General features: G+C 70.1%; 13 protein-coding genes. 10 read left to right on the top strand and 3 right to left on the bottom strand.

Features of this window, described 5'->3' with window-relative positions:
• The first annotated feature begins 311 nt into the window (after window positions 1-311).
• The 9 genes from B551_RS01150 to B551_RS01110 all read left to right on the top strand — a co-directional run bounded on the left by B551_RS01150 (window position 312) and on the right by B551_RS01110 (window position 10,063).
• Window positions 312-986, top strand: coding sequence for a response regulator (locus B551_RS01150; RefSeq protein ID WP_006579516.1), 675 nt, complete (start codon window positions 312-314; stop codon window positions 984-986).
• The gene (locus tag B551_RS01145; protein ID WP_006579517.1) at window positions 983-2,461 is read left to right on the top strand and encodes a sensor histidine kinase; all 1,479 of its coding nucleotides are present in this window, start codon (window positions 983-985) and stop codon (window positions 2,459-2,461) included. The genes B551_RS01150 and B551_RS01145 overlap by 4 nt, the downstream gene beginning before the upstream one ends.
• Window positions 2,462-2,677: 216 nt before the next feature.
• On the top strand, window positions 2,678-3,643 hold the full coding sequence (locus tag B551_RS01140) for a tripartite tricarboxylate transporter substrate binding protein (RefSeq protein WP_006579518.1): 966 nt from the start codon (window positions 2,678-2,680) through the stop codon (window positions 3,641-3,643).
• A gap of 161 nt (window positions 3,644-3,804) precedes the next feature.
• Window positions 3,805-4,278 carry a tripartite tricarboxylate transporter TctB family protein gene (locus B551_RS01135; protein WP_043436646.1) on the top strand — a complete coding sequence of 158 codons (474 nt, stop codon included), beginning with the start codon at window positions 3,805-3,807 and terminating at the stop codon, window positions 4,276-4,278.
• Between the two features lie 30 nt (window positions 4,279-4,308).
• Window positions 4,309-5,820 carry a tripartite tricarboxylate transporter permease gene (locus B551_RS01130; protein ID WP_006579520.1) on the top strand — a complete coding sequence of 504 codons (1,512 nt, stop codon included), beginning with the start codon at window positions 4,309-4,311 and terminating at the stop codon, window positions 5,818-5,820.
• A 170-nt stretch (window positions 5,821-5,990) separates the two neighbouring features.
• On the top strand, window positions 5,991-7,049 hold the full coding sequence (locus tag B551_RS01125; RefSeq protein ID WP_023263318.1) for an AbrB family transcriptional regulator: 1,059 nt from the start codon (window positions 5,991-5,993) through the stop codon (window positions 7,047-7,049).
• Between the two features lie 40 nt (window positions 7,050-7,089).
• Complete coding sequence (locus B551_RS01120; RefSeq protein ID WP_006579522.1) at window positions 7,090-7,506, top strand: PaaI family thioesterase; 417 nt, start codon at window positions 7,090-7,092, stop codon at window positions 7,504-7,506.
• 2 nt (window positions 7,507-7,508) lie between these two features.
• On the top strand, window positions 7,509-8,468 hold the full coding sequence (locus B551_RS01115) for a patatin-like phospholipase family protein (protein WP_253281311.1): 960 nt from the start codon (window positions 7,509-7,511) through the stop codon (window positions 8,466-8,468).
• A 77-nt stretch (window positions 8,469-8,545) separates the two neighbouring features.
• Window positions 8,546-10,063 carry an NAD(P)/FAD-dependent oxidoreductase gene (locus B551_RS01110; RefSeq protein ID WP_006579524.1) on the top strand — a complete coding sequence of 506 codons (1,518 nt, stop codon included), beginning with the start codon at window positions 8,546-8,548 and terminating at the stop codon, window positions 10,061-10,063.
• 70 nt (window positions 10,064-10,133) lie between these two features.
• On the opposite strand, the gene B551_RS01105 is transcribed toward B551_RS01110, so the two are convergent.
• Window positions 10,134-10,562 carry a RidA family protein gene (locus tag B551_RS01105; protein ID WP_006579525.1) on the bottom strand — a complete coding sequence of 143 codons (429 nt, stop codon included), beginning with the start codon at window positions 10,560-10,562 and terminating at the stop codon, window positions 10,134-10,136.
• A 119-nt stretch (window positions 10,563-10,681) separates the two neighbouring features.
• Between B551_RS01105 and soxR the strand changes: the two genes are divergently transcribed.
• The gene (gene soxR / locus B551_RS01100; RefSeq protein WP_006579526.1) at window positions 10,682-11,257 is read left to right on the top strand and encodes a redox-sensitive transcriptional activator SoxR; all 576 of its coding nucleotides are present in this window, start codon (window positions 10,682-10,684) and stop codon (window positions 11,255-11,257) included.
• On the opposite strand, the gene B551_RS01095 is transcribed toward soxR, so the two are convergent.
• Window positions 11,254-12,114 (bottom strand): ChaN family lipoprotein, encoded by an 861-nt coding sequence (locus B551_RS01095; protein WP_006579527.1) that lies wholly within the window; start codon window positions 12,112-12,114, stop codon window positions 11,254-11,256. The genes soxR and B551_RS01095 overlap by 4 nt on opposite strands.
• Window positions 12,101-15,289, bottom strand: a complete 3,189-nt coding sequence (locus B551_RS01090) for an efflux RND transporter permease subunit (protein WP_023263317.1) — start codon at window positions 15,287-15,289, stop codon at window positions 12,101-12,103. Before B551_RS01090 ends, B551_RS01095 begins: the two co-directional genes overlap by 14 nt.
• Window positions 15,290-15,387: the final 98 nt, after the last annotated feature.

Below are 15,387 nucleotides of genomic sequence, written 5' to 3'. Positions count from 1 at the left end.
GCGGTCGGTTCGGCAGGCATGGCAGGCGGCAGGACAGGCAAGCGGCAGGGCGCGGAGGAAGGCGGGAAGGTTCGCGTCAACGCCCGCGGAAGCGGCGAACCGGCGCGACGGTGGAGCGGTATTATAGGCGCCCGGATCGGGCCGCAGTCACGATCGCATGGCACGCCCACATGGCACGCCCACATGGCACACCCTCATGGCACGCCCGCACGGCGACATCGCGTCCGAACGCGCTGGCCTTGATCCCGATCCGCTGCGATTTCCTTGTCCGCGTTCCTTATTCCGCGTACCAACTCCGGCAGGAGGCCGGCATGCGCATTCTGCTGGTCGAAGATGAAACCGAACTCGCGCACTGGGTGGCGCGTGCGCTGGAGCAGGGCGGCTTCGTGGTCGAACACGTGGCCGACGGCCTGCTGGCCGACACGCGGCTGCAGGCCGAGGAATACGACGCCGTGGTGCTGGACCTGCGCCTGCCCGGCAAGGACGGCCTGTCGGTGCTCAAGGCGATGCGCGGGCGCGACGACCGCACGCCGGTGCTGATCCTGACCGCGCAGGACACGCTGGACGAGCGCGTGCGCGGCCTGAACCTCGGTGCCGACGACTACCTGCCCAAGCCCTTCGCGCTGGCCGAACTGGAAGCGCGCATCCTGGCGCTGATCCGCCGCAGCCGCGGCCGCGCCCATCCACGGCTGCAATGCGGCGCGCTGGTGTTCGATGGCGAGACGCGCAGCTTCACGCTCGGCGGCGCGCCGCTGGCGCTGACCCCGCGCGAATCGACGCTGCTGGGCGCGCTGCTGGCGCGCAGCGGCCAGCCGCTGACCAAGGCGCAACTGCTCGACAAGGTGTTTTCGCTGGACGCCGACGTCAATCCCGACGCCATCGAGGTGCTGATCTACCGGCTGCGCAAGAAGCTGTCCGGGCACGGCGTGACCATCGTCACGCTGCGCGGCTTCGGCTATCTGCTCGAGGCGGAGGCCACCGCTTGAGCCCGCCCGGTCGTCCCGCGGGCGGGCCACTGCGGCGCTGGCTGCGCGGCAGCCTGCGCCGCCAGCTGCTGGTGCTGCTGCTGCCCGCGCTGGCGGCGATGATGGCGCTCGACAGCTGGCTGACCTACGGCACGCTGCGCGACGCCGCCAATACCGCCTACGACCGCTCGTTATACGGCTCGGTGCGCGCGATCGACAACGCGATCGGCATGGCCGGCGAGACCGTGCAGCTGACGCTCCCCGACGCCGCCATGGAGATGTTCGAGACCGCCGCGCAGACGCGCGTGTTCTATCGCATCGCGCTCGAACGCGAGGGCGATGTCGAGACCGTGACCGGCTACGACGACCTGCCGCTGCCGCGCGGCACGCTGGCCAACAACGTGCCGCGCTATTACGACGCGGTCTATCGGGACGCGCCGGTGCGCATCGCCGCGATGGCGCGCCCGGTCTACCGGCCGGACGCCCACATGCGCGTGATCATCCAGGTCGCCGAATCGGCCGAGCCGCGCGCGGCGCTGGTCGGCGCCGTGTGGCGCAACACGCTGGCGCGCGACGCGCTGCTGATCGTGGCCAGCGCGCTGATCCTGGTCGGCGGCGTGACCTTCGTGCTGCGCCCGCTCAAGCGCGTGCGCGACGACGTCGAGGCGCGCCCGCCCGACGACCTGACGCCGCTCGCGGTCGGCCCGGTGCCGGCCGAGGTTCGGCCGCTGGTCGATGCGGTCAACCGGCACGTGTCGCGCTCGGCCGCGATGGCGCAGGCCCAGGCGCAGTTCATCGCCGACGCCGCGCACCAGCTGCGCACGCCGCTGGCGATCCTGAAGACCCAGGCGGAGTTCGCGCGCCGCCAGCTCGACGGCAGCGGCGACCCGGCTCCCGCGCGCGAGGCGGTCGATGGCATCGTTTCGCAGCTGGAGCAGGCCTCGCGCCTGGCCAACCAGCTGCTGGCGCTGGCGCGGGTACGCCAGCACGAGGCGCAGACCGCGGAGGCGGGCGGCGAAGCGGCGGTGCCCGATACGGTGATCGACGCCGCCGCGGTGGCCGGCCAGGTCGCGCTCGACTACCTGCCGCTGGCACGCGCCAAGCAGCAGGACTTCGGCTGGGAGGACGGCGGCGGGCGGCCGTTGCCGGTGCGCGCCGACGCCGCGCTGCTGCGCGAGGCGCTGGCCAACCTGGTCCACAACGCGATCCAGTACTCGCCGCGCGGCAGCCGTATCACGCTGTCGGCCGCGCGCGAGCAGGGCAGCGCCTGCCTGGCGGTCGAGGACGACGGGCCCGGCATCCCGGCCGAGGAGCGCGAGCAGGTATTCGCGCGGTTCTATCGCCGTGTCGGTCACGACGAGCCCGGCTCGGGCCTGGGACTGGCGATCTCGCGCGAAATGGCGGCGCGCTTCGGCGGCAGCGTGACGCTGCACGAGGCCCGCCAGGGGCAGGGGCTGCGGGCCGAGTTGCGGCTGCCGCTGGCCGCCGGCGCGTGAACCGGCCATACCGCGGGCCGCCCCTTTCGATCGCCGCCGATTGCAGCCGACCACCGCCGGCATCTCCTCCCAAGTCCACCCGATCAGCGTAAACCCCAGTCAACAAGCTGAAGTTTTGACAGCTTATTGACAGTTTCCGGCTCCTAGAATCGCCGCCATGGCCGTCCGAGCGGCCACTGGAACCATAAAACCACGATATCGCAAGCAGGAGACGCCATGCGCCGCAACCTCGTTCGACTTCCCCGCCTGTTCCAATTTGCCTTGATCGGCGCCGCCGTGGCGGCCGGTCCGGCGTTCGCCGTCGACACCGCCAAGTTCATGATCGGCGCCAACCCCGGCGGCGGCTGGGACCAGGCCGGCCGCACGCTGGGCGCCGCGATGGTGTCGGCGGGCGTGGCCAAGTCCGCCTCCTACGACAACCGCGGCGGCGCTGGCGGCACCATCGGCCTGACCCAGTTCGTCAACACCGACAAGGGCAATCCCAACGCGCTGCTGGTCACCGGCGCGGTGATGGTCGGCGCGATCGAGACCAACAAGCCCCCGGTCACGCTGAAGAACGCCACGCCGATCGCGCGGCTGTTCACCGACACGATGGTGATCACGGTGCCGGCCAGCTCGCCGATCAAGTCGATCAAGGACCTGACCGCGCAGCTCAAGGCCAACCCGGGCAGCGTCAGCTGGGGCGGCGGCTCCAAGGGTTCGATCGACCATATCCTGGCCGGGCTGATCGCCAAGGACATCGGCGTCGATCCGAAGCGCATCAACTACGTGCCGTTCCAGGGCGGCGGCGAGGCCTCGGCCTCGGTGCTGGGCGGCCACGTGACGGCCGGCGTCGCCGGCGTGTCCGAGTTCCTGCCCTTCATCAAGAGCGGCAAGATGCGCGCGCTGGCGGTGACCTCGAAGGATCGCGTCGCCGATATCCCGACGCTGAAGGAGCAGGGCATCAACGTCGAGATCTACAACTGGCGCGGCGTCTATGGCGCGCCGGGCATCACGCCCGAGCAGCGCAAGGCGCTGACCGACGCGGTGGTCAAGGCGACCGAGTCGCCATCGTGGAAGCAGGCGCTGGCCAAGAACGACTGGACGCCGTTCCTGCTGACCGGCGACGAGTTCGGCAAGTTCGTCGACGCCGAATCGGCCCGGCTGGGCGCGATGCTGCGCGAACTCGGCGTGGCCAAGTAAGTCCGCCGAACCCCGGCCTGGAGACGCTCCAGGCCCCTTGCCGTCAGGGTCGATCGCGACCTGACGGCGGCACCGGCGCCGCGGCCTCCCGGACCGCGGCCCGTTCAGTTTCCGCCCCCGCCGATGCGATGCCCGCATTCGGCCTCGATCCGGAGCCCATCGTGAAACCTTCCCACACCGCCATCGGCATCGTCGTGCTGTTGCTGTCGGCCTGCTTCCTTGCCGGCATCGGCGACATCTCCGGCGAATCCGGCTATGCCGGCCTGTCGCCGCGTTTCGTCCCGACGCTGGTCGGCGTCGGCCTCGCCATCTGCGGCGCGCTGCTGACCTGGCAGGGCGTGCGCGGCGGCTTTCGCGCGATGCCCGAGGAGGACGCCGAGCTGCCCTCGCAGCCGCACAGCCCGCGCGGCCTGCTGTGGGTCGCCGCCGGCCTGCTGCTGAACATGGCGCTGATCGGCACGCTGGGCTTCGTGCTGGCGTCCACGCTGCTGATGGTCTGCGTCGCGCGCGGCTACGGCAGCCGCCGTCTGGTCCGCGACGCGCTGATCGGGCTGGCGATCACGGTGCCGATGTGGTTGCTGTTCGATTTCCTGCTCGGCATCAACCTGCCGCTGCTGCCGATCGCTGGCCTGTAATCCGCAGGTCAAGGCGAGGAGACAAACAACATGGATACGCTCAATCAACTGATCAACGGCTTTGCCGTCGCCATCACGCCGCTGAATCTGATGTGGGCGCTGGTCGGCTGCTTCCTGGGCACCGCGATCGGCGTGCTGCCCGGCATCGGCCCGGCGCTGACGGTGGCGATGCTGCTGCCGCTGACCGCCAAGGTCGAGCCCACCGCGGCGCTGATCATGTTCGCCGGCATCTACTACGGCGCGATGTACGGTGGCTCGACCACCTCGATCCTGATGAACACACCGGGCGAATCGTCGACGATGATCACCGCGATGGAGGGCAACCTGATGGCCAAGCGCGGCCTGGCCGGCCCCGCGCTGGCCACCGCCGCGATCGGCTCGTTCGTCGCCGGCACCATCGCCACCGTGCTGCTGTCGCTGTTCGCGCCGGTCGCGGCCGACGTCGCGCTGCAGTTCGGCCCCGGCGAGTACTTCATGATCATGCTGCTGGCCTTCACCACGGTGTCGGCCGTGCTGGGTTCCTCGCTGCTGCGCGGCATGACCAGCCTGTTCCTGGGCCTGGGCATCGGCCTGGTCGGCATGGATTCGCTGTCGGGCCAGACCCGCTACACGCTCGGCATCCAGGAGCTGTACGACGGCATCGACATCGTCGTGGTCGCGGTCGGCCTGTTCGCGGTGGGCGAGGCGCTGTTCAACGCCTTCTTCCCGCAGCGCGAGGGCACCTTCAACAAGGTCGGCCGCGTGATGATGTCGCGCTCGGACTGGAAGCGCTCGATCCCCGCGTGGCTGCGCGGCACCTTCATCGGCTTTCCGTTCGGCCTGATCCCGGCGGGCGGCGCCGAGATTCCGACCTTCCTGTCGTATGCCAGCGAGAAGAAGCTCACCAAGCATCCCGAGGAATTCGGCAAGGGCGCGATCGAGGGCGTGGCCGGACCGGAAGCGGCCAACAACGCCGCGGTGACCGCCACGCTGGCGCCGCTGCTGACGCTGGGCATCCCGACCTCGAACACCACGGCGATCATGCTGGCGGCGTTCCAGAACTACAACCTGCAGCCCGGGCCGATGCTGTTCCAGACCTCGGGCGATCTGGTGTGGGGCCTGCTCGCCTCGCTCTATATCGGCAACGTGATGCTGCTGGTGCTGAACCTGCCCGCGATCGGGCTGTGGGTCCGCATGCTGCGCATCCCGACGCCGCTGCTCTACGGCGGCATCCTGATCTTCGCGGGGCTGGGCGCCTACGGCATCCGCCAGTCGGCCTTCGACCTGCTGCTGCTGTTCCTGATCGGCCTGCTCGGCATGGCGATGCGCCGCTTCGACTTCCCGACCGCGCCGGTGATCGTCGGCATGATCCTCGGGCCGATGGCGGAGAAGCAGCTGCGCAACGCGCTGTCGATCAGCCAGGGCGACTGGACCATGTTCCTGCGCCATCCGATCTCGGCGTCGATCCTGGCGCTGACCGTGGCCGTCGTCGTGGTTCCGCGCCTGCTGCGCTGGCTGTCGCGGCGCTCGTCGATGCGGGGCGTGGCCGACGCGGCGAACTGAATGCGGGCACAATAGCGCGCTGACGCGCCGTACTTGCCGTCGTCCCCGCGAAAGCGGGGACCCAGTGACTCTCCTTCAAGCCGCTGGGCCCCCGCCTCCGCGGGGGCGACCTGGTTCATCGAAACGAAAAGAACGAGGCAGCGCCGTGCCCGGCGCGAGCCCGCCCTCTCATGCGATCCGTACTCTCCCGTTGGCGTCCAACGCTGTTGACGCTGCTGCTTGGACTGGGCGCCGCCCTGCTGTGCGAATGGGTGCGCACGCCGCTGCCCTGGATGATCGGCCCGCTGCTGGCCATGGCCGCGGCCCGCATGATGGGCGCCGACCTGCGCGCGCCATCGCAGGCCCGCAACGCCGGCCAATGGGCGATCGGCACCTCGCTGGGGCTCTACTTCACGCCCGACGTGGTCGCCAAGCTGATCGAGTTCTCGCCTTACGTGATCGCCGGCTCGCTGTTCGCGCTGGTGCTCGGCACCGCCGGCGCGCTGCTGCTGCGCCGGACCACCGGGGTCGCGTTCAAGACCGCCTTCTTTTCCACAGCGATCGGCGGCGCCTCCGAGATGGCCAACCTGGCCGAGCGCAACGGCGCACGGATCGACCAGGTCGCGGCCGCGCATTCGCTGCGCGTGTTATTGGTGGTAGTAATCGTGCCGGCGCTTTTTCAATATGGCGGTATTCATGGCCTAGATACCTATATCCCGGGGCCGCGCACCGTCGACGGGCTCGGGCTGGCCGCGCTGATCGCGATCACGGTGGCCGCCGCGCTGCTGATGCAACGGCTGAACCTGCCCAACCCCTTCGTCATCGGCACGCTGATCGCCGCCGCCGTGCTGACCGCCTCCGGCATCGAGCTGTCCGCGATCCCGACCTCGATGAGCCATGCCGGCCAGCTGCTGATCGGCGTCTCGCTGGGCGTGCGTTTCTCGCGCGAGTTCCTGCATACCGCGCCGCGCTTCCTCGCCGGCGTGGCGCTGTACACGCTGGTGGCGCTGGTGATATCGGCGCTGTTCGGCTGGGCGCTGGCGGCGCTGTCGGGCGCGCATCCGGCCACCGTGATCCTGGGCACCACGCCGGGCGGCATCGCCGAGATGTGCATCACCGCCAAGGTGCTCGAGCTCGGCGTGCCGCTGGTCACGGCCTTCCACGTGATCCGGATGGCCTTCGTGGTGCTGTGTACCGGCCCCCTGTATCATTGGCTGAAACATCGCGCCGCCCCGGAGGAGACCGAGTAGCCGGGCGGCCAGGACAACCGAGGACCACCGACGGGCCGCCATGCCAGAGACGACGCTTGCCATCGCCGACATCGACGCCATCCTGGAGCGCGTGCTGGCGCCCTGGGTCCGCCAGCTGAACCTGCGCGCCGAGCGCGTCGACGCGGACAGCGTCACGCTGCGCCTGCCCTTCGATCCCTCCCTTCGCCACGCGGGCGGCGTCGTCTGCGGCCAGGTGCTGATGTCCGCGGCCGATACCGCGATGATCGTCGCGATCTCCAGCGCGCTGGGCGGCTTCCGCCCGATGACCACCGTCAGCCTGACCACCAACTTCATGCGCCCCGTGATCGAGGGCGACATGCTGGTGCAGGCGACCGTGCTGCGGCTGGGCAAGACCGTCGTGTTCGGCGAGATCGCGCTGCGCGGCCCCGACGGCAAGCTGGCGGTGCAGGCCACCACCACCTACGCGCTGCTGTGACGATGTCTGCCACCCGCCCGGAGATGGCGGCCGACGCGCGCACCGCGCCGTCGCGCACGGCGCCGCGCACACCGCAGTACGGCGGACCGTTCGAGCAGGTGGTATTCGCCGGCGGCGGCAATCGCTGCTGGTGGCAGGCGGGCTGGTGGGACACCGTCGCCCCCGAACTCGGGCTGCGCCCGCGCGTGATCGCCGGCATCTCGGCCGGCGCTGCCACCGCCTGCATGATTTACACGCACGAGTCGCGGCAGGTGATGGACTACTACCGCGGCGTGCTGGCCGGCAACAAGCGCAACGCCTACTGGCGCAATCTGCTGGGCAACCAGCGCGTGTTTCCGCACTACGGCATCTACCGGGCGGCCCTGCTGTCGATCCTCGGGGACGGCCGCCTGGCGCGGCTGCAGGCCGCGCCGGAGATCCGCGTCGGCGTGGCCCATATCCCGCGCTGGTGCGGACCGCGGCTGGCGGTAATGGCGGGGCTGCTGGCCTACAACATCGACAAGCATCTGCTCAAGACGCTGCATCCGCGGCTGGGCCGCACGCTGGGCTTTCATCCCGAATTCGTGCGGGCCCAGGACTGCGCGACGCCCGAGCAGCTGGCAGACCTTTTGCTGCAGTCCTCCTGCACGCCGCCGTTCACGCCCGTGCTGCGGCGCGATGGCCGCGCGGTGCTCGACGGCGGGCTGGTCGACAACGTACCGGTCGACGCGCTCGACCCGACGCCGGGCGACGTGCTGGTGCTGATGACCCGGCTGTATCCGCGCCCGCGCCGTTTCGTGGTCGAGTGGAACGGCCAGCGGCGCCTGTATCTGCAGCCGTCGCGGCGGGTACCGATCTCCAGTTGGGACTACACGCGCCCGGAAGGCATGACGCTGGCCTACGACCTGGGCCGGCGCGATGGCGAAACCTTCCTGCGCGAATGGACGGCCGAGGCGCCAGCCGACCGGGCGCCGGCGTCGTAGCGCGGGAGCGGCGCAGCGGCTGCTCCCTTCGGGTTCTTGCAATTCTCGCGGCCGGCGCGCCGCGGCAGGAGGCATAGATGACGAAGCGGCAGGCTGGCAACGACAACGAACGCAAGCGCGCAAGCAAGGTATCGGCCGAACCCCGGATGGAGCGCGTGCCGCGCGGCAAGGGCGCCGGCGCCGGGCGCGCGCGCCAGGCCGACTTCGTCGTGATCGGCGGCGGCTCGGCAGGTGTCGCCGCGGCGATGCGGGCCGCGTCGCACGGCGCCCGCGTGGTGCTGGTCGAGCGCGAGCAGATCGGCGGCACCTGCGTCAACCGCGGCTGCGTCCCCAAGAAGATGCTGAGCTACGGCGCGACCTGGGCCGCGATCCTGTCGGGCTGCCTGTCGCATACCGGCGGACGCGAGGACTGGAACGACGCCATCGTGCGCGTCAAGGCCGAGATGGCGCGGCTGCATGCCAGCTATACGCAGCGGCTGCAGGAAGCCGGCGTGCAGCTGCTGCGCGGCGAGGCGACCATCAGCGCGCCGGGCGAGGTGCGCGTCGGCGGCGAAACGCTGCAGGCACGCCGCATCCTGATCGCCACCGGTTCACGGCCGACGCCGCTGCCGGTGCCCGGCGGCGAGCTGGCCAGCAGCTCGGACGACGTGTTCCAGTGGGACGGCGTGCCGGCCTCGCTGGTGGTGATCGGCGGCGGCTACATCGCGGTCGAGATGGCATCGATCCTGTCGCGCTACGGCGTCAAGGTCGACATGCTGGTGCGCGAGTCGCGGCTGCTGGAAAACTTCGACGAAGACATTGCGCTGGCGTTGGCCGAGGCGCTGACCGCCAAGGGTGTGCGGCTGCATCTGAATACGGAGGTGACGCTGCTCGACCAGGCCAACGGTGCGATCGAGGTCTGCTACAGGCAGGCCGAAGCGAGCGGGAACGGCAGCGGGAACGGCAGCGGGAACGGCAGCGGGAAGGGCGGTGGGAAGAGCAGCGGCAAGGAACGGATCCACAGCGTGCGCGCCCAGGCGGCGCTGGCAGCGATCGGACGCGAACCCAATGTCGAAGGCCTCGGCCTCGAGGCACTGGGCGTGGCGCGCGGCCAGCGCGGCCTGCGCGTGGACCGGCAGTTCCGCACCAGCGTGCGCGGCATCCATGCGATCGGCGACGTCACCGAGGGACCGCAGCTGACGCCGGTCGCCATCGCCCAGGGCCGCTGGCTGGCGGACCGCCTGTTTGGCCGGCGCGGCGAGCGCGCCGACTTCGACGTGATTCCGACCGCGGTGTTCTGCGAGCCCGCAATCGGCAGCGTCGGGCTGACCGAGGCGGCGGCGATCGAAGCGGCTGGCAAGCCCGAGCGCATCGGCACACGCATCAAGCGCTTCGTCTCGCTGGAGAACCGCTTCGCCGGCAACCCGATGCCGTCGATGATCAAGGTGGTTTACAACGCGCGCAGCGGCCGCGTGCTCGGCGTGCATCTGCTGGACAACGCCGCGCCAGAGATCGCGCAGTCGATCGCGGTAGCGCTGCGCCTGGGCGTGCGGCTGTCGCATCTGCAAACCACGATGCCGCTGCACCCGACCGTCGCCGAGGAACTGTTCGGCTAAGCGGTCCGCCTGAGCGGTCCGGCTGAACTGTTCGGCTGAACTGTTCCGCTGAACTGCGGCGCGGCCGCGCCTAGCGCGACACGACCGCGGTCGCCTCGATCTCGAACAGCATGCCGTCGAGCGCCAGCCGCGCTACCGGAATCAGCGTGCAGGCGGGCGGCGGGCGCGTGCCCCACATGCGCCGCAATTCGGCGCCGAACTCCTGCAGCCGTTCGAGCGAATGGTCGACGATCAGCACGGTCAGCTTGGCCACGTCGCGCAGGTCCGCGCCGCCGGCATGCAGCGCGATCTCCAGGTTCTCCAGCGCACGCCGCACCTGTCCGGGGAAATCCGGTGCCAGCGTGCCGTGCTGGTCCTCGCCGCCCTGGCCGCTGGCAAACACGATGCGGCCCGGCGCGGTTGCGACCGCGACATGCGAGTAGGCATTCGGACTGGGGTCGTAGAGGCCGTGCGGATTGACGAAGTGCAGGCTGCAGGTGGGACGGCGCGATTCGATCATGGCGGGAATCTCGAAGAGGGAAACGGAGTGGCGCCAGTATCAAACCTCAAGTTGGGTTAAGGTCAACCGTGACCCTGCTAGCATTGGGACTTTCGCGCGAACAGCCTCGGAATGCCGCCATGCCAAGCCAGCCCTCCCACGACGAATCGACCGAACGGCCGCCGCGCCGAGGCGGCCCGAAGCCCGCCGACATGCTGTCGGTCGGCGAAGTTGCCGCCCGCACCGGACTGGCCGTGTCCGCGCTGCATTTCTACGAGTCCAAGGGCTTGATCCGCAGTACGCGCAGCGCCGGCAACCAGCGCCGCTATGCGCGCGCGGTGCTGCGCCAGCTCGCGGTGATTCGCGTGGCGCAGCGCATGGGCCTGCCGCTGGCATCGATCGCCGAGGCGATGGCGCGGCTGCCCGAAGGACGCGCGCCGACGGTGGCCGACTGGCGGCGGCTGTCGGCGGCATGGCGCGAAGACCTGGACGAGCGCATCCGCACGCTGACCCAGCTGCGCGACCAGCTCGACGGCTGCATCGGCTGCGGCTGCCTGTCGCTGAAAGCCTGTCCGCTGCGGAATCCAGGCGATACGCTGGCGGGACAGGGGCCATGGCCATACCTGATGGGCGGCGGCGCGCGCGGCCGTCACGATCAGGGCGCAGAACGGGGCGGAGAGCGGGGCGGAGAGCGGGGCGGCGGCACGCGCGCCTAGCGCGGCGTCTGGCGCATCGCGCCGCATGGATCGAGGCGCCGCACCGGCGGCACCAGCACGACGCGGTCGTAGGCGCCGGCCTCGTCCGGCGCCGCCGCTTCCAGATACGCGATGGCCAGCACGTCGGCGGGCTTCCCACCGAGCCAGCGCGGCACGCCGATGTCCCTTCGCACATGCCCGTTGCCGGCCAGCAGCACCACACCGCGCGCGGCGTGCTCCCTTAGCGCGGCCGCCATCACCGCATCGCGTGCCGCCTGGGCGTTCAGCATGCCGGGCAACATCGCGCGGGGGAAATGGCCGCAATGGCTGTCGTCGAGCACGGCCGTCTGCGCAGCCGCGAGATCGGGCGGCAGCGGCCGCTCCAGGCCCAGCCGTTCACGCTCGGCCGCGCTGAACACCGCACCGCCGCGCATCACGCCGCGCGCATCGTCGCGCGACAGATTGGCCGCAATCAGCGGCAGGTCGTGCCGCAACGCCAGCGCGATGACCGGCCGGTACAGCGGCCACTCCCATCCGGCCGCGCCGGCCTGCGCGATCAGATGATCGACATCGCCGGGGCGCTCCCGACGCGCGCGGTCGAGATCCGCCTGCCGCTCGCGATCGAATTGCTCCATCGCGATCGCCGGCCGCCAACCCGCATCGATCGCCTCGGTCAATGACGCGAGCCGGCGCCGATGCCCTTCGGCGTTGTCGTGGACCTCGCCGAGCAGCACATAGCGGTAGGCGGCCAGCCGATGCGCGTCGCCATCCGGATGGGCAGGCGCCGCGCAGCCGGCAAGCAGCGCCAGCGCCGCGGAGAGCGCGGCGGTTGCCGCAACCTTCGCGCCGCGATGCGTTCCACGGTCAGCGGCCCGCATCCGCTCCCACCGTCGCGGCCACGCGGTTGCCATCCGCGTCGATCTCCAGCGGGCCGCTGCCGGAGAAGCGATCCAGCGCCAGGTAGATCACCGGCGTGATGAACAGCGTGATGACCTGCGAGAACAGCAGCCCGCCGACCACGGCCAGGCCCAGCGGCTGGCGCAGCTCGGCGCCGGCGCCCAGGCCGAGCGCGATCGGCAGCGCGCCCATGATCGCCGCCAGCGTGGTCATCATGATCGGACGGAAGCGCAGCAGGCAGGCCTGGCGGATCGCCCGCGCCGGCGGCATGCCCTGCTCGCGCTGCGCCGCCAGCGCGAAGTCGATCATCATGATCGCGTTCTTCTTGACGATGCCGATCAGCATCAGCACGCCGATGATCGCGATCAGCGACAGCTCGACGCGGAACAGGAACAGCGTCAGCAGCGCGCCGACCGCCGCGGACGGCAGGCCCGCCAGGATCGTCAGCGGGTGGATATAGCTTTCGTACAGCACGCCGAGCAGCACGTAGATCACCGCGATCGCCGCGATCAGCAGGATCACCTGGGTCGACTGCGAGGACTGGAACACCGCCGCATCGCCGCCCCAGCTGGTGAAGATCTCCTGCGGCATCGCGGTTTCCTGCTTGAAGCGGTCGATGCGCGCCGACGCGTCGCCGAGCGCCGCGCCGGGGGCCAGGTTGAACGACACCGTGACCGACGGCAGCTGGCCCTGGTGATTGACCGCGATCGGACCGACGCGGCGCTCGGTGGTCGCGAACGCCGACAGCGGCACCAGCGTGCCGCTGGTGCTGCGCACATAGATCTTCGAGAACGCGGTCTCGTCGATGCGGTCGACATCCGCGGCCTGCAGGATCACGTAATAGCTGTCGATCGACGTATAGATCGTCGACACCTGGCGCTCGCCGAACGCGGTATAGAGCGCGGTGCGCACGTCCTGCATCTGCACGCCCAGCGAGTTCGCCTTGTCGCGGTCGATCGCCAGCTGCGCCTCGAGGCCGGCCTGCTGCGAATCGCTGGTGACGTCGCGGAACAGCGGATCGGCGCGCATGCGGGCCATCAGCTTGTCGGCCGCGGTCTGCAGATTGCCCGACTGCACGCTCTGCAGCGTGTATTGGTAGCGCGCCTTGCTGACGCGGCCGCCCAGCTGCAGGTTCTGCACCGGCCGGAAATAGACGTTCAGGCCCGGAATGCCGGCGACGTCGCGGCGCAGCGACTCGACCACCTGCGGCATCTTCGGCCGCTCGCCGCCGGGCTTCAGCTCGATGAACATGCGGCCGGTGTTGATCGCGGGCGAGGGACCGCCGCCGATCGCCACCACGATGCTCTTGACCGCGGGATTGGCGCGCATCCGCTCGGCCGCGTCGCGCATCAGCGTCGACATCGCATCGAAGGAGATGTCCTGCGGGCCGTCGGCGTTGACCTGGATCTGGCCGATGTCCTCTTCGGGGAAGAAGCCCTTGGGAATCAGCACGAACAGCACCGCGGTCAGCACGAACGTCATGCCGGCCGCGGCCAGCACGGTCTTGCGATGGGCCAGGCACCAGTCGAGCCCGCGCGCATAGCGGTGCAGCGTGAATTCGAACAGGTTCTCGAACCACTGCGTCGCGCGCAGGCCGAAGCTCTGCTTCTGCGGACGCGCAGCGTGCGCCGGCGCATCGCCATAGGCATGCTGCGATTCGTCGACCGGCACGTTCTCGGCCGACAGGAAGCGCGCGCACAGCATCGGGATCAGCGTCAGCGACACCAGCGCCGATACCAGGATCGACAGCGACACCACCGCGGCGAACTCGTGGAACAGCAGGCCGATCACACCCGGCATGAAGAAGATCGGGATGAACACCGCCACCAGCGACACCGAGATCGACACGATGGTGAAGCCCATCTCGCGCGAGCCGACCAGCGCCGCCTTCAACGGCGCCATGCCTTCCTCGATATGGCGGACGATGTTCTCCAGCATCACGATGGCATCGTCCACCACCAGGCCGACCGCCAGCGTGATCGCCAGCAGCGACACGTTGTCGAGGCTGTAGCCGAACGCCTTCATCAGCGCGACGGTGCCGATCAGCGAGATCGGCAGCGACACCGTCGGGATCAGCGTGGCGGCGGCGCGGCGCAGGAACAGGAAGATCACCATCACCACCAGCGCCGCGGTCAGCGCCAGCGTGAACTGCACGTCGTGGATCGACTCGCGCACCGAACGCGAACGGTCGTTGACCACATTGACGTTGACCGAGGCCGGCATCTGCTGCACCAGCCGCGGCAGCGCGGCGCGGATCGCGTCGACCACGGCCACCGTGTTGGCATCCGGCTGGCGTTGCACCGCCAGCACGATCGAGCGTTCGTTGTTCAGCCAGCTGCCGGTCTTCAGCGTCTCGACGCTGTCCTCGACCTCGGCCACGTCGGAGAGCCGCACCAGCGCGCCATTGGGCTGGCTGGCGACGATGATGTTGCGGAAGGCGTCGGCGTCGGCCAGCTGGCGGTTGGCCTGGATCGTCAGCATCTGGCGCGCGCCGTCCAGCGTGCCGACCGGCGTGTTGGCGTTGGCGCGCGAGATCGCGCCGGCCAGCTCGTCGAGCGTCATGCCTCGCGCAGCGAGCGCATCGGGACGCGCGCGTACCCGCACCGCGAAGCGCTTCTGGCCGTAGACCAGCACCTGCGCGACGCCGGGCAGCGTCGACAGCGTCGGCGCGATCAGGTTGTCGCCGAAGGCGTTCAGCTCGGCCAGGCTCATCGCCGGCGAATTGATCGCCAGCAGGATCACCGCCGCGTCCGCCGGGTTGACCTTGCGGTACGACGGCGGCTCGTTCATCTCGGTCGGCAGCGAGCGCTGGGCGCGGAACAGCGCCGATTGCACGTCGACCGCCGCGGCATCGATGTCGCGGTCGTTGTTGAACTCGATCGTGATGCTGGAATTGCCCAGCGTGTTGGCCGAGCTGATCACCGACACGCCGGGGATCGTGGCGAACTGCTTTTCCAGCGGCGTGGCGACCGACGCGGCCATCGTCTCGGGACTCGCCCCGGGCAGCCGCGCGGTGACCTGGATCACCGGCGAGTTGAAGCTGGGCAGCGCGGCGATCGGGATGGTCGGGTACAGCACGATGCCCGTGACGACGATCGCGATCGCCAGCAGCACCGTCATCACGGGACGGCGGATGCAGAGTTCGGACAGCGTCATGGCGTCAGTGCTTCCCGGGGGCGGGCGCCGCAGCCGGTGCGCTGGCCTCGCGCACCGCACTGCCCGGGCGCAGGTTCTGCACGCCCTCGACCACCACG

Source organism: Cupriavidus sp. HPC(L), from assembly GCF_000307735.3.
Lineage (GTDB): Bacteria > Pseudomonadota > Gammaproteobacteria > Burkholderiales > Burkholderiaceae > Cupriavidus.
This window is presented reverse-complemented; position numbering and strand designations above follow the sequence as displayed.